Raw genomic sequence first — 19,189 nt, forward strand, 5'->3', positions numbered from 1 at the left:
AATTTCTATTTAAACTTGAAAATAATTATTTTTTTAAATAGTCTTCTATTAATAGGAATTATTGATTATTTTACTTTTTTGATTCCTGATACTTGTCTAATTATTTTAATTATATTGATAATTTTTAACTTTAATTATTATAATTTGTTTTACTCATTTTTATTATTTATAATTTCTTACAGTTATTGGAAAAAAGATAAAATGGGTTTTGGTGATGTGAAATTATTGTCAATTCTTTCTCTCCTTTTAGGTAAAAGTATATTCTCAATAATTATTTGTTCTTTATTTATTGTAATTTTGGTTAATCTAATAAAAAAAACTGATAAAATCCCTTTAGGTTTCTATTTATCTTTTAGTACTATAGCATTATTTTTTTTGGGGGTACTACAAATTGATTTATGATTTTTTTGTATCTTTTATTCAAATACCAGGTTTATTTATTTCTATTCTTTTTATATTTATAATTATTAGTTTGTTTCGTACTAAAAAAGTTTCTATTCCATTATTTTTAATCACAGTTCTTTTATACATCTTTTCTTGCGGATGGTTTGCAAGATTATTTGTTTCACCTTTAGAAAATAACTATTTACCTCCATCATCTCCAAGTTCAACCTTTCAAGTTGATGACAATGCTGTAATTGTTATACTTGGAGGTGGAATAATTCCAAATACACCAAAAAACTTTAAAGGAGAATTATCAGATAGCGCCTTTAAAAGGGTAATAGAAGGGTATTTAATACATAAACGAACTCAACTTCCTATTATTGTCACAGGTGGAAAACTTCAAGGAACCCAAACGCCAGAAGCAGAAGTTATGAAAGAAGAATTGCAGAAATTAGGTGTATGTAATGAAGATATTTATGTAGAACCTTATGCAAAAAACACCAAACAAAACGCTCAATATGTAAAAGAAATTGTTGAGAATGAAGGTTTCAAAACTATCATATTAGTTACTAGTGCAGTACATATGACAAGATCATTAAATTATTTCAATAAATATTTGAACGATAAAAAAATATGCCCAATTCCAACTGGCTATTTAATCTCACTCGATAAAATAAAAATGTATGATTTTTTACCACAAATCGAATTCCTAAAGGCAAATGCGTCTGCTTTGCATGAATATCTTGGAATAATAAAGATGAGAATTTTTGAAAATTCACCATAAATCTACAAAATTAGGAGGATTTACCAGTATGTACAAAAAAGGTGACCTTACAAAATTATTTAATGCTTTCGAAAATATCAAATTATCTCCTCAGAATACTGCAATAATTTGTGTCGACTGTCAAAATGGATTTACTGAAAGATGTCCTAATGAACTCCCTGTCGAGGGTACTAATGAACTGTGGATTAAGGAAATAAACGAATTTTTACATATTGCAAAAAGTAAAGGTTATAAAATATTTGCAAGTATAGACGATCATCCGGAAAACCATATCTCTTTTAAAATATGGCCACCACATTGCGTACAAGGAAGCTATGGTCATGATTTATTCATATCTACTTACGATATAATCATTAGAAAAGGCTTTAATCATGATGCTGACAGTTATTCAGCCTTTTATTCAGATATTGATAATAAAATTGAATCAGAATTAGATTCATTATTAAAGAAGGATGGGATTAAGAACTTGATTGTTTTAGGACTAGCTGGAGATGTATGTGTTATTTCAACCATACAGGATGCTATAAAGAGGGAATACAGAGTCTTTCCTATTGAAAGATATATTAAATCAGTTAATAAAAAAGGAATTCGAGAAATTATAGTGGATAAATTCGGGAAAGTAATCTAATGAAAAAAGGGGCTATTTCACAGCCCCTTCTTTTTTTGGTCGGAGCGACTGGATTTGAACCAGCGACCTTCAACACCCCATGCTGACGCGCTACCAACTGCGCTACGCTCCGTTTGTCCACAAAAATTATACCACATATTTATATTTACGTCAAATTTTTATAGTAAACTTGAATTTCGAGGTGAGAATTATGGAAGATAAATTAATTCTAGCTCCTATGGCTGATTATACAGATTACCCATTTAGAGAAACATGCAGAAAATTTGGTGCCAAATATACTTTCACTGAGATGATTTCAGTTGATTCCATTGTAATGAATAATCAAAAGATTCACTTAATGCTTCCTCAAAAAGGTGAAAAAAACATAGGAATTCAACTTTTTGGTAATGATCCTATAAAATTTATGGAAGCTGCAAAAATAGTTGAGAATCTAGCAAGTTGGATAGACATAAACGCTGCTTGTCCCGTTAATAAAGTTATAAAAAAAGGTGCTGGCGCTGCTTTGCTTGATACACCAGAGTTATTAGCCGAAATTATTTATTCACTTAAAAATTCAGTAAATGTACCTGTGGGTGTAAAAATGAGATTGGGATTCAATAAAATAAATATCGAAGAAAATGCAACCTTAGCAGAATCTGCTGGTGCAGATTATATTATAATTCATGGGCGAACAAGGAATCAATTCTATTCAGGCAAAACGGATAAATCTATCTTCAAAAAAATTAAAAAGATTGTTAAAATACCAGTTGGAGCTAGTGGAGATGTGTTTACTCTAAAAGATTATGAAGAATATATTAATAATTATTGTGCAGACTTTGTTTTAGTAGCTAGAGGTGCAATAGGTAACCCTTGGATTTTTTTGAAAAGAAATTATATACCTTCTCTTGAAGAACGAATTAAGACTTGTTTAGAACATTTACAACTTTCTATTGAATTTTACAAAAATGAAGTTTATGCTGTAAAAAAATTCAGAAAAATATTGATAAAATACTTTACGGGAATAGCAGGAGTAACAGAAATAAAAAGAAAGATCTTTACCACAATCTCTTACAAAGAGGTAGAAGATCTTTTATATACCAACCTTCTCAACATAAATATTTCTTTAAGCTCTTTCATCAAAAAGAATTCCTTCTAGTTCGTTCAAAGCCCTAGCAAGTTTTAGGGATACTTCAGGAGGAATTTGCCTAATGATCCTTTCGGTTTCACGTTCAATTATTTTAATAATCAAAATGTCTAAATCTCTATCAATTTCAAAATGCGCCTCACCTTTAAAAATTTGTGACAATTTTTCTAATCTTTGTTCTATAATTTTTGAAATTTGATCTAATTCTTCTGAAGAAACTGTTGCTTCTCTAGTTTGTTCGTCCAAATTTTCAACCATCGGATCTTTCGGATAACCTAATAATAGGTCCCTGTTTTTATTAATAATAAAATCTATGTTTTCATTTTTTAAATTAAAACTTCCCCCTACGTTTGGAATTTCCATAGCCATCTCCCCTCCAACTATGAAGATATCAAATCTATAATTTTTATCGACTATATTTTAATAAACTTTAATATTTATTATTTAATCAAATGATAAACATAGCATCTCCAAAAGAAAAAAAACGATATCTTTTTTCAATCGCAACTTTATAAGCGTTCATTATATAATCATAACCTGCAAAAGCTGAAACTAAAAAAAGTAAAGAAGATTTTGGTAAATGAAAATTTGTTATCAATGAATCAACAATTCTAAATTCAAAAGGAGGATAAATATACAGTTTTGTTTTACCAACTAACTTATCAGGTTCTAAAGCTATAGATTCTAGAGTCCTTACTACTGTAGTTCCTACAGCAATAACTTTCTTTCCTTTAGCCTTTGTTCTAGCAATTTTCTCTAATACATCTTTGGAAACGCTATAATATTCTTCATGTATATTATATTGCCTTATATCGTTTTCTTTTACTGGCCTGAAAGTTCCCAAACCTACATGTAAAGTAATTTCTGCTATATTTACTCCATTTTTTCCTTGCAATTCTTCTAATAAATCTTGAGTAAAATGTAATCCGGCTGTCGGTGCAGCTACAGCACCTTCATATTTTGCGTACTCGGTTTGATATTGATTTGGATCATCTAAATGTTTTTTTATGTATGGAGGTAATGGAATCTGACCGATTTTATAAATTTTAGAATAGAAATTAGAATCTTTAAATTCTAAAATCCTTGTTCCATCTTCTAGATGTTCTAATACTTCACATACTATATTGTCTGGAAATAGAAGTATATTCCCTTTCTTGATTTTAGAACCAGGTTTTACAAGGGCTTTCCATATGTTTTGACTACCATTTCTTTCTAACAAAAGAACCTCTACATTAGCTCCAGTTTCTTTTTTACCTAATAATCTTGCTGGTATAACTTTTGTATTATTTATTACCAAAAGATCTCCAGGTTGCAAATAATTTTTAATATCTTTAAATATTTTGTGGTCTATGCTTCTTTTTGCTCTATCTAAAACCATTAACCTACACATATCCCTTGGTTCAACTGGTTCCTGAGCAATTAATTCTTCAGGTAATTGATAATCATATTTCTCTAGATTGAAAATATTTTCACTCATCTATAAACCTCCGCAAATCTAATAGTTTATTTTCATCGAACTCATATTCTTCAAATTTATCATCAGAAATCATGTAATAATCTAATTTATTACTTAAGTAAACAATTAGTTTATCAGCTGGTGACTCAAAATAAACGCGCTTTTTTTGAGATAATTTGCTTAATACATCTCGATCTTCTTGATCTCTCAAAATATATTCAATATTTCTATCAAAAACTATGAAACAGGGAAAAAATGTTGTATCAACCGTATATAAATTGTCTAACAAATTTAATAAAATATCTATCTTATTTATGTTATTATGCCTTATAACATTGCTTCCATCAACAACAACACCTTTTGTTTTTTTTGAGTTCAAAAGTTTATAGTGATAAAATGAAATGTTTTTTAATTGAATCTCAATTAATTGTTTTTCATAAGGGCTTAAGGCTTGAACAATATCAAATATATTATTGAAAAGTGAAATAGAAGTCTCTAAAGGATCTATACTCAAAATTTCATCTAATAAATTTTGTACAAAGGGTGTTTTTGTATCTAAAGGTATATAAGTCATCAAAGAATATAAATCAATATAATCTCTAAAATTTAATCTTTTTAAAATTACTTTTGGGTCATAAAATTCAACCCCATATTTATTCAGTTTTTTATTATACCCTCCTGGAGGATACTTTTTTGGAAACATTAAAAACTTTAAGTTATCAGTAGTTTCTTCATCTAATTTGTAATATTTTCTAAGATCATCAAACCTATTATCTTTAGGTTTCTCTAAAATATGCAGAACTAGAAATTGAAAGTCATTTATATGTTTTCTTGAAATTTTCATTTCTGCATCATTTCCCAACACTCTATATATCCAAAACATTTTTCTTTCATTTAATTCACGTGGAGTTAAAATAATTTTGTTTGCTTTTTCGATTAATTTTCTCGTTTTCAAACTATGTTTTTTATAATCGCTTTCAGAAATTACATTAATTATTCTTTGCAACGACACTGCTAAACCACCCTAAATTTTTTAGTTATTTCTTGCTCAAACAACTGGTACCGTGGTCCTTTTCCCTCAATAGTTATATCACGAAAATTAATATCTTCATTATATGACAAATATATATTTAAACTTTCATCAGGAGTTAAATAACCTAACTTATCTGCCCATTCTATTATATATACTCCTGTGAGGTCAGAAAAAATGTCTAAATATTCAATCTCGCTTACATCATTAAGTCTGTAAAGATCTATGTGATAGACAGTTGGTTTAGTATCATATACTTTTATTAAAGAAAAAGTAGGACTAGTAACTACAATCTCTTTATTAGCTAAACCATTTATTATTAATGATGCAATAGTAGTTTTTCCAGTGCCTAAATCTCCAAAGAGCAATATTTTAGCACCAGGAAATAAATTTTCAGATATGAACTTTCCCATTTTAGTTAACTCTTCAAGACTAACTTTCTGATAATAAACTATACTCAATTCTCCTCTCTTTCATATTATCGGAAACCAATATTTTGAGATATTCTCTTTTTTGATTAACCATTTTTACGGAAGGATTTATAAAAATATATATCATATCTACTCGCTTTGGATTTCTCCTGCTTTTACCAAAGCAAATTTGGCTAGTGGAGGACCTATCAGTTCATAAATAATTACTGCTGCCAAAATAACGGTTCTTATCTCATCTCCATAAGGAGCTGGTAAAATTCTTTGAGCAACCATTGATAATCCTATTGCAACCCCAGCTTGGGGCAAAAGCGCAAAACCTAAATAATTTCTTACTGTTTTTGGACTTTTAGCTGCAGCTGCACCCAAATATCCTCCCAACATTTTTCCTACTGCTCTAAGTACTACATATGCAATTCCAATTAATCCAACTGATTTTAAAATTGATAAATTTAGCTCAACTCCTGATATTGTGAAAAACAGTACTAATAAAGGAGGAGTAAAATGTTCGATAACAGTAAAAACCCGTTTATTGTGAGGCAAAATATTTGTTAATGTAGTTCCTAACATCATACAAGATAATAAGGATGAAAAATTAAATTGTATAGATAAGCCCGTTGTTAAGAAAATAAATGCAATAATTACGGACAATAATTCATCTTCACCCTTCACTTTTTTTGATATCCACGCGAGTATAAAACCCATAAAAAACCCTAAAGCTAATGCACCAATGATTTCAAAAATAGGTGAGAGAATTAATGAAGCCAGCGATACAGATTCAACGCCCTCTAATAATATTTTTGCGATCGCTGAAGCAATTCCAAAGATCATAATACAAACAGCATCGTCCATTGCAACAACTGGCAACAATGTATCAACCAATGGGCCTTTAGCATTGTATTGCTTAACAACCATTAAAGTAGCTGCAGGAGCAGTTGCTGAACCTATTGCCCCCAATACTATACTTAAGTGCACAGGTTGTCTAAAAATGAAAATCATACCTAGGGTTACGCATAGAGTAGCCCCTATAGCCTCCAAAAAGGTTATTAAAACCACACCTTTTCCGATTTTTTTTAAATGTTCTATATTTAATTCACTTCCAATACTATAAGCAATAAAAGCCAATGCTGCCTCGGATATAATAGAAAAACTTCCAACAACATCTCTTGGAATAATGCCTAAGACAGAAGGCCCTATCAACAAACCACCTAGTAAATATCCTGTAACATTAGGCAGTTTGAGCAACCTAATTACTTTTGCCATAACTAATCCAGTCAATAAAATAACTGAGACATAAAATAGCATATGCATAGTTGTTTGATCAACTCCCCTGTATATTCAAACTTTCAAAATGATTTACCGGTATAGTAAACATTACCCCTACGTTTTCTCCGTTAATTTCGCTAGACACTTTTCTAACACATTCCATAGCTAGAGGTACTTTTTCATCTGGCAGTACTATAAAAATAGTTTTATTAAAAGGTCTATTCTCTCCTAAGATTGTCCTTAAAGATCCGAATAATAAAGAATTAGGGTAAAAATCCACCAATGTCTTTGCCATGCCAGAGCTATCAATAATTGTACCGGTAACAATGTTATTATTACTTAATTCGAGTAATAAATCATTTAATTTCTCTATCCTATTTAAAACAATGACAAGCATCTGCATAAAATTACCTCCCAAACCCTTTTATATAAAAATTACATTGTTTCTGTAAAAAACATTCTGTACAAATAGGTTTATTTTTACACAGTTCCTTTGAATGTTTAACAATAAGGGCGTGAAATTCATTATATAGTTTTTCATCTTGTTCTAACATATTTTCGAAAAAATTTTGTATTTCATCGTAATTATCAGATAATTCAAATCCCAATCTATTAAAAAATCTTTTCGTATACGAATCTACAACAAAAACTGGATAATTAAAAGCATACAATAAAATTGAGTCTGCTGTTTCCTTACCTATTCCTTTAATATTTAACAGTTCTCTACGAAGCTCCGTATAACTTTTCTCCCTAATATTTGAATATTCAAAATCATATGCTTTTAACCATTCCAAAAAATTTTTAATTCTTTCACTTTTTAGGTTATAAAAACCAGATGATTTAATTATTTTAGCTAATTCATTTTTCTCTAATTCATATAATTTGTTTGGATTCATTAGATTATTTTGTTTGATATTATGGATAGACTTTTCAACATTCTTCCAGGTTGTATTTTGAGTTAATATAGCTCCTATAGTAACTTCAAACCAATTGTCTGCAGGCCACCAATGTTGGGGACCATAAAAGTGGTACAATTTTTCATATATTAATAACAGCTTTTCTTTTTTTGTCAATTTTTCTCCCAAACCAGATGGTCTGGTTTCTCTCCATTCAATGATTGAATAACATCTTTTGCAACCATTAATGACATTTTACTACGTGTCTCATAACTTGCACTTCCAATATGTGGAGTTAAGATAACATTGTTCAATTTGAACAAATCCTCGCAAATTATTGGCTCATTTTCATAAACGTCAAGAGCAGCTCCAGCAATTTCGTTATTTTTAAGTTTTTGGCATAATGCCTTCTCATCTATTACAGGACCTCTTGCTGTATTAATTAAATATGCAGTTTTCTTTATAAGAGATAACCTTTTATTATCTATTAAATGATAAGTTTCCTTTGTTAATGGAACATGTAAACTAATAAAATCCGATTTTGTTAAAACTTCTTCTAACGATAAATAAGTGGCGTGTAAACTTTTTTCAATTTCTGGTGCAACTTTATGTCTTTGATAGTAATATACTTTCATGTTAAAACCTATCGCTCTTCTTGCAACTGCTTGTCCAATATTTCCAAAACCAATAATTCCTAGAATTTTACCGTAAACATCATTACCTAAAAAGAGTTCAGGTTTCCAACCTTCAAATTTTCCTGACCTAGTAAAAGCATCTGATTCCACTATTCTTCTAGATATGGCTAACATCAAAGCCCAGGCTAAATCAGCAGTAGTTTCTGTTAAAACCCCGGGTGTATTAGTTACATATATACCTAATTCTTTTGCCTTTTCAAAATCAATATTGTTATATCCAACAGCGTAATTGGCAACAATTTTCAACCTATCCTTCCCACTTTCCAATACATCTTTGTCAATAGTATCTGCTAACATTGTAATTAAGGCATCAAAATTAGAAGCAGCTTTTATCAATTCATCTTTAGTTAACAATCTATCGTACGGATTAATAATAACCTCAAATTTTTCTTTCAATAAATTTAAACCCATATCAGGTATTTTATATGTCACAAAAACTTTTGCCATTTAGTGTCCTCCCTTATAATAAAAAATACTCACTTTAAAAATCCCAAAATCTTTATTATATATATGTCTTAGAATTGATTCTTTTTACAAAATACCTCCTCAGTTCTAATCCTTACTAATTCAATTTTTTAACTTTTTTCGGTACTTGTACCGTAGGAAGGAGGAGGGCTTCACCCTGGACCAGTTATTAATTCATAATTCTATTTTTAGAAAATTTTCATTTCTAAAGTCCTTAAATCAGAAAAGATGATTAATATACTGTTCGATAATTCTTAAAACAAAAATTAATTTCAATCAATAAAGTTTTTCGAGAATTTTTTAACTTTTTTGTATTTATCATAGAAGCGATACTACAAATCTTTGAAAAAAACCTCATTAATTCATAAATCGAAAACTCACAAAATACTAATGTAAAATATTTTTTAAATAAAGAACCATGCAGGTATTTGATATAATGTATTATAACAAATATTTTTTATATAATTATTTTATATATTACATTTTAATTTCTTTCTATTTTTATTTTTCTATATATATTGATTGCCCGTTCAGGGTAATTACGCACTCATGTTATTTGTGATATAATTTTTATAACTATAACTTTGTGATAACAAGCATTGTTTTGATAATTAATTGGAGGTGTATTTATTCTTGTATGACCCAAATTTTATTAGAAATGTTGCCATAATTGCACATATAGACCATGGAAAAACTACTCTTATGGATAGAATTTTAGAGCTAACTCATTCTATTGATGAAAGAAATATGAGAGAGCAATTTTTGGATTCGATGGATTTAGAAAGAGAAAAAGGAATTACTATAAAATCCCACCCAGTAAAGGTTTTTTACACATCAAAAAAAGGACAAGATTATGAATTAAATATATTAGATACCCCTGGACATATTGATTTTACTTATGAAGTTTCTAGAAGCTTAGCCGCTTGTGAAGGAGCAATATTGTTAGTAGACGCCACACAAGGAGTGCAAGCTCAAACGGTAACTAATACATATTTAGCTTTGGAAAATGATTTAGAGATTATTGGTGCAATTAATAAGATTGATCTTCCAAGTGCGAATGTTGAAGAAACATTGCTAGAAATAAATGACTTAGTTGGTATTGATTCTGATTCAATAGTAAAAATTAGTGCTAAAACAGGTGAAGGCGTATCTGAACTTTTAGAATTAATAATTGAAAAAGTTCCACCCCCAACATTAAAGGGCTCTATAAATGACAAATTAAAAGCTCTCGTGTTTGATGCAAAATACGATAAATATAGAGGAATCATTGTCTATACCAGAGTATTTGCTGGAACAGTAAAAAAAGAAGATAATATATTGTTCATGGCAAGTGGTAAATCTTACGAAGTAAGTGAAGTTGGTGTATTTCACCCGGAAATGGTTGAAATAGACAATTTATCTGCAGGAGAAATAGGATACATAATAGCAGGAATCAAAGAAATTCAGGAAGCAAAAGTAGGTGACACGATCACAAATGCTCAAGATCCTACTGATAAACCTTTACCTGGATATAAAGAAGTTAAACCTATGGTTTATGCTGGACTTTATCCTGGCTTACCAGAATACTATGAGGACTTAAGAAAAGCCCTTGAAAAATTAAAATTAAACGATGCTTCACTTGTTTTTTTACCTGAGAATTCTCCCGCACTTGGCTATGGTTTTAGGGTAGGATTTTTAGGCCTTTTACATATGGAAATTGTTAAAGAAAGAATTCAAAGGGAGTTTGATCTTGCAGTTATTCTCACAGTTCCAAGCGTTATTTACAATGCTAAATTAAAAAATGGTGAAGTGATTCAAATAACTAATCCTTCGCAATTTCCTGACCAAGAATATATTGAGTCTGTATATGAACCATATTGTAAACTTGATATAATAACTCCTCCTGAATTTATGGGTGACTTAATAAACTTAGCTCAAGTTGAAAAGCGTGGTGAATTTTTATATGTTTCAAATGCTGGGAAGAACAGAGTTGTGCTTCATTTTGAGATTCCGTTAGCAGAAATAATTTTTGATTTTTTTGATAAAATGAAAGCATTAAGTAAAGGATATGCTTCAATGGATTATGAATTAATTGGTTATAGAGAATCAAAATTGGTAAAAATAGAAATTTATATAAATAAAGAAAAAGTCGATGCCTTGTCTTATATTGTACATGAATCAAAGGCATACGAAATTGCAAGAAAATTAGTTGACAAACTTAAAGATTTAATACCTAGACACCAATTTGAAATTCCTATTCAAGCATATTGCAAAGGTAAAATTATTGCAAGATCAACAATAAAAGCCTTAAGAAAAGATGTACTTCAAAAATGTTATGGTGGAGATGTTACAAGAAAGATGAAACTTTTAGAAAAACAAAAAGAAGGCAAAAAACGTATGAGAGAAATTGGAGAAGTAAGCATCCCACAAGAAGCTTTTTTGGCATTGCTTAAAATTGATGAAGACAATAATTAAAAAAAGGTGCTCATGGATCGAGCACCTTTTTTAACTTTGTTGAATATTATACTTTCTTGTTATTCTTTTTATTTCATCCCTATATCTTGCAGCATCTTCATATCTCAGTTCCGAAGCAGCTTCATACATCTTTTCCTCTAAAAGAGCTAAATAGTCCTGAGGAGAAATGTTTTCTTCCACAGCAAAGATGAAGTCATCTTCTTTAATTTCTGATTCTTTAAATGGAGCAAAAATGTCTTCAGGCAATTTTTTTATTATACTTTTTGGAGTAATATTATTATCTTGATTATATTTCATTTGAATTTTTCTTCTTCTATTTGTCTCAGAAATAGCAGTTTTCATTGCTTCTGTTATTCTATCAGCATACAATAGAACCTTTCCATTTATGTTACGTGCAGCCCTTCCAATTGTTTGAATAAGTGTAGTCTCAGAACGTAAAAAACCTTCTCTATCCGCATCCATTACTGCAACTAACGAAACCTCGGGTAAATCTAACCCTTCTCTCAATAAATTAACTCCTACAACCACATCTATTTCGCCGTTTCTTAATTTTTTAACTACCTCGGCTCTTTCTATAGTATCTAACTCAGAATGAAGATATAATGACTTTATACCTAACAAATTTAGATGGTCAGATAAAATTTCTGCATCCTTTTTAGTTAAAACGACAGCAAGAGCCCTCTCCCCTTTTTCTACTACATTATTAACTTCGGAAATAAAATCATCAACTTGACCCTCAGTTGGTTTTACAACAACTTCAGGATCAATCAAACCAGTTGGTCTAATGATTTGTTCAACAACTTGCTCTGATATCTCCATTTCAAACGGTCCTGGAGTTGCTGAAACAAAAATAATTTGATTGGTTTTATCTAAAAACTCATCAAAGCGCAATGGACGATTATCTAAAGCTGCAGGTAATCTAAAACCATAATCTACTAAATTCTTTTTTCTAGCATAATCTCCTCGAAACATAGCTCGTAATTGAGGAACTGCTATATGAGATTCATCTATAAAAGTTACAAAATCATCATCAAAATAATCTAAAAGAGTCCATGGAGAATCCCCAGGCTGTCTTCCATCAAAAAATCTTGAATAATTTTCTATTCCTTTACAATAACCCAAAGTCTGGAGAAATTCAATATCTTGCCTGGTTCGTTGTTCTATTCTTTGAGCCTCAAGAAGCTTTCCTTCCCTCTTAAAATAATCTATCTGTTTAATCAACTCTTTTTCAATCTCACTTATTGCTGATAAAATTTTTTCATCACTAGTTACAAATTCTTTTGCAGGGTATATCACAATTTTGTCGAATTCCTCGATAATTGTTCTATTAAAAACGTCAAAAGCCTCAATACGTTCAACTTCATCGTCAAAAAAAGTAATCCTTATGCCAAAGTCTTCGTAAGGTGGAAAAATCTCTAAAAATTCACCTTTCCATCTAAAAGTTCCGCCAATAAAATCTTTCTCTTGACGTGTGTATTGCATTTTTCCTAACTTTAATAAAATGTTTCTTCGAGGATAACTTTCTCCCACTCTCAAATATAAGTTGATATTAGAAAAATCATCGGGATTCCCAGAAGCATATATAGCTGATACACTAGAAACTACTATTACATCTCTCCGAGTTAAAACAGATTTCAAGGTTGAGAGACGCATTTTTACTAATACATCATTAATATCAGCATTTTTTTCTATGTAGATATCTCTTGAAGGTATGTAAGCCTCTGGCTGATAATAATCGTAGTAACTCACAAAAAATTCAACCTTATTTTCAGGAAAAAACTCTTTAAATTCGTTATATAACTGAACTGCTAATATTTTATTTGGAGACAAAACTAGAGTCGGTCTGTTTATTTTAGCAATAACGTTTGCCATAGTGAATGTCTTTCCTGAGCCCGTAACGCCCAAAAGAGTTTGAAATCTATAACTTTTTTCTATCCCTTGAACCAAATCATCAATTGCTTTCGGTTGGTCTCCCTGAGGATCATATTCAGAAAGTAGTTTAAACATGTCAATACCTCCTAAACTCTAAAATCTTAAGGAAATCCCCAAGTCGATAACGATATTGTTCCCTAAATCTATTTCATGTTCTTTGGGTAAAAGAATATTGTAGCCAAATCTGCAAGTCAATCCTACGCTTTTATTTATATAATGAGAATAACCAATTTTTGGTGTTAACTTGAAATATCCATAGGAATTTCCTTCTTTTGTATTTACACTCTTTAAACCAATAGATGCTCCCAATAAAATGTTTGAATCCATCTCTGCTAGATAGTTCAAATATCCTAAATTAAAATCAATATCTAAAGAGAAAAAATTATTATCAAATAAGAATTGAAAATCAGTACCAATATACAAATGTTCGTAATTATCAATTCCTATCTCAAAACCAAATCCATTCCTTTGAAGACTCTCATTTAAATAATATAGGTTAAAAACATTTCTAACAGAAGATAAGAAGGGATTTTCAATAACATAAACATTTTCATTCTTATAATCGAAACTTCTGGGTTTTTCCAATATTTTTAATTTACTCTCAGCTTCCCAAACTTCGTCAGTTATAAGTTTTCCTCCAAATTCGTCGTATGGTTTTCCATTGATTTCAGTAGAGTTAACAAATTCAAACATCATACCTTTGTGTATCCCTATATTTCTTCCCCCATCAATGAAAATATACTTGTCTTCAATTCGTAAAATATTAGCTTTCAATCTAAAAAGATTGTTTAAAGACTTTACAACATAAGCAGTTAGATTATTGATAGCATTTCTTCTTGCATAAAAATAAGCCTCTACATCGCTTTGATTTCTTCCAAGGTAAGATGTACCTTGAGAAGAAATTATTTGAAAATAGAAATTTTCTCCAGTAGACACTTTTATAACTTCACATTTAACTATAATATTATATTCCCACCATGCTTGATCAGGCATAGTTTCTTTGCTTGGAAAGTTTTCAAGTATTTTTAAATAAACCAGAAAATCTACATCTACAGCACTGTTATAATCTTTTCCTAAAATATCACTTATATTCTTTAAAAAAATATCGTCACGAGTCATTACCTTATATTTGCCTTGTTGCACCATTTTTGTTTTTATGTTGTATTCTAACAAAGAAGATATTTCGGAATCTCCTTCTGAATAGATCAGAAAACTCCTTCTTAAATCAAGTTCAGTATTTGAACGAGAAAATCCAAAGGAAAATATAATTATTAAAGGCAAAATTAATAGAATACACTTCTTCAACACAAATACCTCCAGTTTCTATAAATTGGATATCTTCTCTGCTAGCTCTTTTTGTCCCTTTTTTAAAGCGCATTTATAAAGTTGAAGCTTTTCATCCAATATTATACCAGCATCAAATAATAATTGTTCATCCATCTGAATAAAATCATCAAACTCACCCTTAAACAATTCGCGACCTTCTTTTAATAACAGAACCTTTGGTTTAAAATTGGAAAATTCATTTATCCAATGAGTAGAGACAATTATTGTTTTACCTAAATCTTGTAAATTCCTAATTAAAGAAAATATAGATTGTTTGGTGTTAAAGTCGAGTCCTACAGTAGGTTCATCAAAAATTATATAATCAGGATTGTATGAAAGAATAGAAATAATGGCAACTTTTCTCATCTCTCCGCCAGATAATTCAAAAGGATTTTTATCTAGATAATCTATTGGAAGATTAACTAAATCTAAATAATATTTTATTTGCTCGTCTGTTAATTCGATCCCAAAATTGTTCGGACCAAATAAAATTTCTTCTTTTACGGTCGGTAAAAAAAATTGGGATTCTGCATATTGAAAGACTATCCCTATCTTTTTCCTTACGTCCTTAATATTAACTTTCCTGTTTTTTGTTGACATTCCTTCTACTTTTACATCCCCTTTTTGAGGTAAAAGTAATCCATTTATTAAACTAATAAGGGTAGTTTTACCAGATCCAGTATGACCTACTATTAGCCATATATCACCTTTGTTTATTTCCAAATTAATTTCAAATAAGGCCTCTTTTTCAAAAGGGGTATTCAATCCATATGTATATGAAACATTCTCTAGTTTTATTGACATAATTCATCAACCAACTTCTGAAATCTAAAGTGCAATTCTTTCTCGAGCTTAGTTTTAAAAGGCAATTCTACATCGATTATATTTTTTGAATAAAATTCATCTTTTAATCCATCAAAGATTATTTCACCCTTATCCAAAGCTATAATCCTATTTACTTCTTCTAAATCGGATGGTTGGTGAGAGGCTATTATTATTGTCTCTCCCATCTTTATTAATTTTTTTATCACATTATAAATTTCGTTCCTACCCTTAGGATCAAGCATTGAAGTGGGCTCGTCCATTAAAATCACCTCTGGCTCCATAACTAGAATCGAAGCAATTGCAAGCCTTTGCTTTTGTCCCCCAGAAAGAGTGTTTGGATCAGCATGTTCCAGACCCTTTAAATTTACTATCGATAAAGCCCAATTTATTCTATCAATCATTTCTTCGCGGGGTACTCCAATGTTTTCTAAACCAAATGCCACGTCCTCTTCAACAGTAACTCCTATAATTTGATTTTCAGGATTCTGAAAAATATATCCTATTTTGATCCTATTTTTCTCATCTAGCGTTTTATCTTTAAAATAAACGTTTCCAGAATAAGGTTGCAATATTCCAGACATAACTTTAAGTAAAGTTGACTTTCCACTTCCATTATATCCAACTAACCCTATGAATTCACCTTTTTCTATTTCAAGATTCACATTTTTTAAGACTTCAACGTTCCCATATTTAAAGGATAGATTTTCACAACCAAAAAACATGTTATCCCCTCTTCATAGAAAGATATACTCTAAAACCTCCAGACTTTGTAACTTGAATTACATTCCCAAAAACTTCTTTCATATAATTTTCTAAACTACTTCCACCTTTATTATGGTATGCAACTATATAAAATTTCCCACCTGAAACCAAGAAATTCTTTGCTTGCTTAACTAACTCATGTAACACTGCTTTACCTGCCACAATTGGTGGATTGCAAACAATGACATCAAAAAGTTCTCCTTCCCACGGTTCAAATAAATGTCCTTGTTTTACTATAGCTTGAGCATTATTATCTTTTGCATTTATTTTTGAATATTCTACTGCTCTAGAATTAATGTCACTCATGAAAAGAGTAATATTCGGATACTCTTTTTTCAAAGTTATTCCTATAACTCCATATCCACAACCAATATCTAATACTTTTTCATTTGTTAATTTGACATTTTCGATGAGTAAAATAGATGCTCTATCAATTCTTTTCTTTCCATATACACCAGAAGGAGCTTTAAACTTATACTGATGTGCATTCTTTAATTTTAAAATGTGTTCCTTAACACGCAAATCTGATGTCGGATTTTCACTATAATAATGTTCAAACTGCGAAGTAGAAGCTTTAATTGCAGATGTGCCTTTATTTTCTAATAAATCTATATTAACTTTGGCTATAACTTCTTCAACATTAAGATGAGCTATATCTTCAGGACCATAAATTTGAACATCTTCGTATATTTCCTTATTTTTTTTACGAGTCGCCATTACTTTTACCTCCTCAATCACTAAAGATGGCTGGGTTACTCTGCCGCACCTGAGAATCACCGCTTATGGCTGCTCCCTTCCGGGCCTGACCAGTTTCACGGGTTCCCATTGCGCAGGACCCAGCCACATGTATATTGACATATTCATTATAGCATTTTTTTCATTAAAATTCAACTTCTTAATATTGAATCATAAGTAAACACATTTTATTAAATAAATGGTAAAATTAAACTAATCATATATTTTTAGAAAATTTAGAAATGAACTGTCACAAAGTATATTGTATCTTGTTTATATAGGGTAATGGTACGGAGTCCTTTCCCTACACAAAGGGTATCTTACACCCATTTGAAATGTGGATTTTCAAAATATAATGTTTTGAATTAATGTGTTGTAAGTGTATAACCTAATTCTATTGGCTTAATTTCAGAATAATTTAAAGCAAATCAGAAATAGTTAAGATTATGTTTTAGTTTTTAAAATTCCTAAAGCAAGTAAAAACTTTTTGTGGGAGGTCTTTTTTATGGAAATCTTAAAAGAAATTTTAAATCGAAGAAGTATAAGAAAATTTCAGGACAAACAAGTTGAGGATGATGTAATAAAGAAAATTTTACACGCGGCTATGCAGGCTCCTTCTGCAAATAACGAGCAACCTTGGGAATTCATAGTTGTAAAGAATAAAGACACATTGCTAAAGATGACAGAAATTCATCCTTATGCTAAAATGCTAAAAGAGGCAGCAATAGCCATCATAGTTTGTGGAGACTTAAAAAAAGAAATATCAAAGGGTAGATGGGTACAAGATTGTAGCGCAGCTACTGAAAACCTTTTGCTTGAAGTTGTACATCAGGGTTTGGGAGCAGTATGGGTAGGGGTACATCCTAATAAAGAAAGAGAAGAACCCTTGAAAAGGTTATTCAATTTACCTGATAATATTATACCTTTGTGCATAATTCCAATAGGATATCCAGCTGAAGAAAAAGAATATGAAAATAGGTTCAAGGAAGAAAGAATTCACTTTGAAAAGTGGTAAAAGGCACTTAGCCTTTTTACCACTTTTTATATTTACAATATTTACTTTTTAAACTAAAAATCGTCTGGGTCAGCTCCATACCTTTTGTTTTGATCTAAACCATCTATTATTTTCATATCTATCTCACTTAACTCGAAATCAAAAATATTTGCATTTTCTTTGATTCTTTCTTTATGCACTGACTTTGGTATAGTTACTACTTCATGTTGCAAATCCCAACGGAGCACAATTTGTGCAGGTGTTTTATTATACTTTTTAGCAATATTAACAATTTCAGGAATATCATTAATTCTTCCCCTCATTAAAGGACTCCAAGCCTCAACCTGAATTTTATTAATCTTACAAAAATTTAGTAGATCTTTCTGTACCAAATGAGGGTGAAACTCAATCTGATTGACCATAGGTACTATTTCACACTTATCCATGATATTTTGTAAATGATGGATTAAGAAATTGCTTACCCCTATCGCTCGAACCTTACCATCCCTATATAATTTTTCCAAGGCTTTCCAAGTTTCTATATATTTTCCACTTACTGGCCAATGAATTAAATACAAGTCTAAATAATCTATATTCAATCTTTTTAGAGAATTGTTAAAACTTTTCAGAGTATTTTCATATCCTTGATTTGTATTCCATACCTTAGATGTTATAAAAATTTCATTTCGAGGAATTCCGCTTTTTTTAATAGCCTTACCTATTTCTTCTTCATTATCATACATTTCAGCAGTATCAATTAATCTATAACCTATACTTAACGCAAATTGTACACCTTCAATTAATTCTTTTCCTGAAGCCTTGTAAGTTCCATAACCAAGCCAAGGCATACGTATTTTGTTAGACAATTCTGTAGTATCATTGATGCTTGAAATTTTCATATGTATAGACCTCCTTATCAATTAACTTTTAACTTTTTTAAACTTTTAGGTACTTGTAAGCTAGGAAAGGGGAGAGGGCTCCGTCCTGAACCTATTATAAATTAAAA

20 protein-coding genes, 1 tRNA gene and 1 other RNA gene are annotated in these 19,189 nt (G+C 30.2%); 6 read left to right on the forward strand and 16 right to left on the reverse strand.

The features are described from left to right. Positions 1-15: 15 nt before the first annotated feature. Genes DTL3_RS09975 through DTL3_RS07620 form a run of 3 tightly spaced genes read left to right on the forward strand, consistent with a single transcriptional unit; the run spans position 16 to position 1,796 of the window. Complete coding sequence (locus DTL3_RS09975; RefSeq protein ID WP_171820600.1) at positions 16-402, forward strand: prepilin peptidase; 387 nt, start codon at positions 16-18, stop codon at positions 400-402. Then, positions 392-1,168 (forward strand): YdcF family protein, encoded by a 777-nt coding sequence (locus tag DTL3_RS07615; protein ID WP_052670436.1) that lies wholly within the window; start codon positions 392-394, stop codon positions 1,166-1,168. The genes DTL3_RS09975 and DTL3_RS07615 overlap by 11 nt, the downstream gene beginning before the upstream one ends. Before the next feature lie 28 nt (positions 1,169-1,196). Then, entirely contained in the window at positions 1,197-1,796 is a 600-nt protein-coding gene (locus tag DTL3_RS07620) for an isochorismatase family protein (protein WP_045088198.1), read from the forward strand. A 36-nt stretch (positions 1,797-1,832) separates the two neighbouring features. Here the strand turns inward: DTL3_RS07620 and DTL3_RS07625 are convergent. After that, a tRNA-Pro gene (locus DTL3_RS07625) sits at positions 1,833-1,908 on the reverse strand. 78 nt (positions 1,909-1,986) lie between these two features. On the opposite strand from DTL3_RS07625, the gene DTL3_RS07630 reads away from it, so the two are divergent. Then, positions 1,987-2,931 (forward strand): tRNA dihydrouridine synthase, encoded by a 945-nt coding sequence (locus DTL3_RS07630; RefSeq protein ID WP_045088199.1) that lies wholly within the window; start codon positions 1,987-1,989, stop codon positions 2,929-2,931. On the opposite strand, the gene DTL3_RS07635 is transcribed toward DTL3_RS07630, so the two are convergent. The 8 genes from DTL3_RS07635 to DTL3_RS07670 form a co-directional block, all read right to left on the reverse strand. Beyond that, positions 2,899-3,282: a flagellar protein FlaG gene (locus DTL3_RS07635; RefSeq protein WP_052670437.1), complete on the reverse strand. Its 384-nt coding sequence runs from the start codon at positions 3,280-3,282 to the stop codon at positions 2,899-2,901. The genes DTL3_RS07630 and DTL3_RS07635 overlap by 33 nt on opposite strands. 85 nt (positions 3,283-3,367) lie before the next feature. Further along, on the reverse strand, positions 3,368-4,396 hold the full coding sequence (gene queA, locus DTL3_RS07640) for a tRNA preQ1(34) S-adenosylmethionine ribosyltransferase-isomerase QueA (RefSeq protein WP_045088200.1): 1,029 nt from the start codon (positions 4,394-4,396) through the stop codon (positions 3,368-3,370). Next, the gene (locus DTL3_RS07645; RefSeq protein WP_045088201.1) at positions 4,389-5,387 is read right to left on the reverse strand and encodes a hypothetical protein; all 999 of its coding nucleotides are present in this window, start codon (positions 5,385-5,387) and stop codon (positions 4,389-4,391) included. The genes queA and DTL3_RS07645 overlap by 8 nt, the downstream gene beginning before the upstream one ends. Positions 5,388-5,389: 2 nt before the next feature. Continuing rightward, positions 5,390-5,866, reverse strand: coding sequence for a tRNA (adenosine(37)-N6)-threonylcarbamoyltransferase complex ATPase subunit type 1 TsaE (tsaE, locus tag DTL3_RS07650; protein WP_052670438.1), 477 nt, complete (start codon positions 5,864-5,866; stop codon positions 5,390-5,392). 99 nt (positions 5,867-5,965) lie between these two features. Beyond that, positions 5,966-7,144 carry a cation:proton antiporter gene (locus DTL3_RS07655; protein WP_045088202.1) on the reverse strand — a complete coding sequence of 393 codons (1,179 nt, stop codon included), beginning with the start codon at positions 7,142-7,144 and terminating at the stop codon, positions 5,966-5,968. Between the two features lie 10 nt (positions 7,145-7,154). Next, a complete protein-coding gene (locus DTL3_RS07660) occupies positions 7,155-7,502 on the reverse strand; it encodes a hypothetical protein (protein ID WP_045088203.1) in 348 nt (115 codons plus the stop codon). Between the two features lie 4 nt (positions 7,503-7,506). Continuing rightward, complete coding sequence (locus tag DTL3_RS07665; RefSeq protein WP_045088706.1) at positions 7,507-8,172, reverse strand: endonuclease III domain-containing protein; 666 nt, start codon at positions 8,170-8,172, stop codon at positions 7,507-7,509. Next, positions 8,169-9,137 carry a 2-hydroxyacid dehydrogenase gene (locus tag DTL3_RS07670; protein WP_045088204.1) on the reverse strand — a complete coding sequence of 323 codons (969 nt, stop codon included), beginning with the start codon at positions 9,135-9,137 and terminating at the stop codon, positions 8,169-8,171. Before DTL3_RS07670 ends, DTL3_RS07665 begins: the two co-directional genes overlap by 4 nt. Positions 9,138-9,788: 651 nt before the next feature. Here DTL3_RS07670 and lepA point away from each other — a divergent pair. After that, positions 9,789-11,609, forward strand: a complete 1,821-nt coding sequence (lepA, locus tag DTL3_RS07675) for a translation elongation factor 4 (protein WP_045088205.1) — start codon at positions 9,789-9,791, stop codon at positions 11,607-11,609. A gap of 30 nt (positions 11,610-11,639) precedes the next feature. Here the strand turns inward: lepA and uvrB are convergent, their stop codons facing one another. The 6 genes from uvrB to ffs form a co-directional block, all read right to left on the reverse strand. Next, on the reverse strand, positions 11,640-13,616 hold the full coding sequence (gene uvrB, locus DTL3_RS07680; protein WP_045088206.1) for an excinuclease ABC subunit UvrB: 1,977 nt from the start codon (positions 13,614-13,616) through the stop codon (positions 11,640-11,642). A gap of 18 nt (positions 13,617-13,634) precedes the next feature. Beyond that, positions 13,635-14,846 carry a hypothetical protein gene (locus DTL3_RS07685; protein WP_045088207.1) on the reverse strand — a complete coding sequence of 404 codons (1,212 nt, stop codon included), beginning with the start codon at positions 14,844-14,846 and terminating at the stop codon, positions 13,635-13,637. Between the two features lie 18 nt (positions 14,847-14,864). Next, the gene (locus DTL3_RS07690) at positions 14,865-15,671 is read right to left on the reverse strand and encodes an ATP-binding cassette domain-containing protein (RefSeq protein WP_045088208.1); all 807 of its coding nucleotides are present in this window, start codon (positions 15,669-15,671) and stop codon (positions 14,865-14,867) included. Next, complete coding sequence (locus DTL3_RS07695) at positions 15,662-16,414, reverse strand: energy-coupling factor ABC transporter ATP-binding protein (protein WP_045088209.1); 753 nt, start codon at positions 16,412-16,414, stop codon at positions 15,662-15,664. Before DTL3_RS07695 ends, DTL3_RS07690 begins: the two co-directional genes overlap by 10 nt. A gap of 1 nt (position 16,415) precedes the next feature. Next, positions 16,416-17,033: a class I SAM-dependent methyltransferase gene (locus tag DTL3_RS07700; RefSeq protein ID WP_045088707.1), complete on the reverse strand. Its 618-nt coding sequence runs from the start codon at positions 17,031-17,033 to the stop codon at positions 16,416-16,418. 163 nt (positions 17,034-17,196) lie between these two features. Beyond that, an RNA gene (gene ffs / locus DTL3_RS09360) (signal recognition particle sRNA small type) lies at positions 17,197-17,296 on the reverse strand. Between the two features lie 398 nt (positions 17,297-17,694). On the opposite strand from ffs, the gene DTL3_RS07705 reads away from it, so the two are divergent. Continuing rightward, entirely contained in the window at positions 17,695-18,204 is a 510-nt protein-coding gene (locus DTL3_RS07705; RefSeq protein ID WP_045088210.1) for a nitroreductase family protein, read from the forward strand. Positions 18,205-18,257: 53 nt separating this feature from the next. On the opposite strand, the gene DTL3_RS07710 is transcribed toward DTL3_RS07705, so the two are convergent. Further along, a complete protein-coding gene (locus DTL3_RS07710) occupies positions 18,258-19,076 on the reverse strand; it encodes an aldo/keto reductase (RefSeq protein ID WP_045088708.1) in 819 nt (272 codons plus the stop codon). Positions 19,077-19,189 lie beyond the last annotated feature (113 nt).

This window comes from Defluviitoga tunisiensis, from assembly GCF_000953715.1.
Taxonomy (GTDB): Bacteria; Thermotogota; Thermotogae; order Petrotogales; family Petrotogaceae; genus Defluviitoga; species Defluviitoga tunisiensis.

Excerpts from the sequence above, each read along its gene's own strand:
- DTL3_RS07705 (WP_045088210.1), top strand. The coding sequence starts at position 17,695 with ATGGAAATCTTAAAAGAAATTTTAAATCGAAGAAGTATAAGAAAATTT.
- DTL3_RS07690 (WP_045088208.1), bottom strand. The coding sequence starts at position 15,671 with ATGTCAATAAAACTAGAGAATGTTTCATATACATATGGATTGAATACC.
- DTL3_RS07630 (WP_045088199.1), top strand. The coding sequence starts at position 1,987 with ATGGAAGATAAATTAATTCTAGCTCCTATGGCTGATTATACAGATTAC.
- DTL3_RS07695 (WP_045088209.1), bottom strand. The coding sequence starts at position 16,414 with ATGTTTTTTGGTTGTGAAAATCTATCCTTTAAATATGGGAACGTTGAA.
- DTL3_RS07635 (WP_052670437.1), bottom strand. The coding sequence starts at position 3,282 with ATGGAAATTCCAAACGTAGGGGGAAGTTTTAATTTAAAAAATGAAAAC.
- DTL3_RS07620 (WP_045088198.1), top strand. The coding sequence starts at position 1,197 with ATGTACAAAAAAGGTGACCTTACAAAATTATTTAATGCTTTCGAAAAT.
- DTL3_RS07660 (WP_045088203.1), bottom strand. The coding sequence starts at position 7,502 with ATGCAGATGCTTGTCATTGTTTTAAATAGGATAGAGAAATTAAATGAT.
- DTL3_RS07670 (WP_045088204.1), bottom strand. The coding sequence starts at position 9,137 with ATGGCAAAAGTTTTTGTGACATATAAAATACCTGATATGGGTTTAAAT.
- uvrB (WP_045088206.1), bottom strand. The coding sequence starts at position 13,616 with ATGTTTAAACTACTTTCTGAATATGATCCTCAGGGAGACCAACCGAAA.
- queA (WP_045088200.1), bottom strand. The coding sequence starts at position 4,396 with ATGAGTGAAAATATTTTCAATCTAGAGAAATATGATTATCAATTACCT.
- DTL3_RS07655 (WP_045088202.1), bottom strand. The coding sequence starts at position 7,144 with ATGCATATGCTATTTTATGTCTCAGTTATTTTATTGACTGGATTAGTT.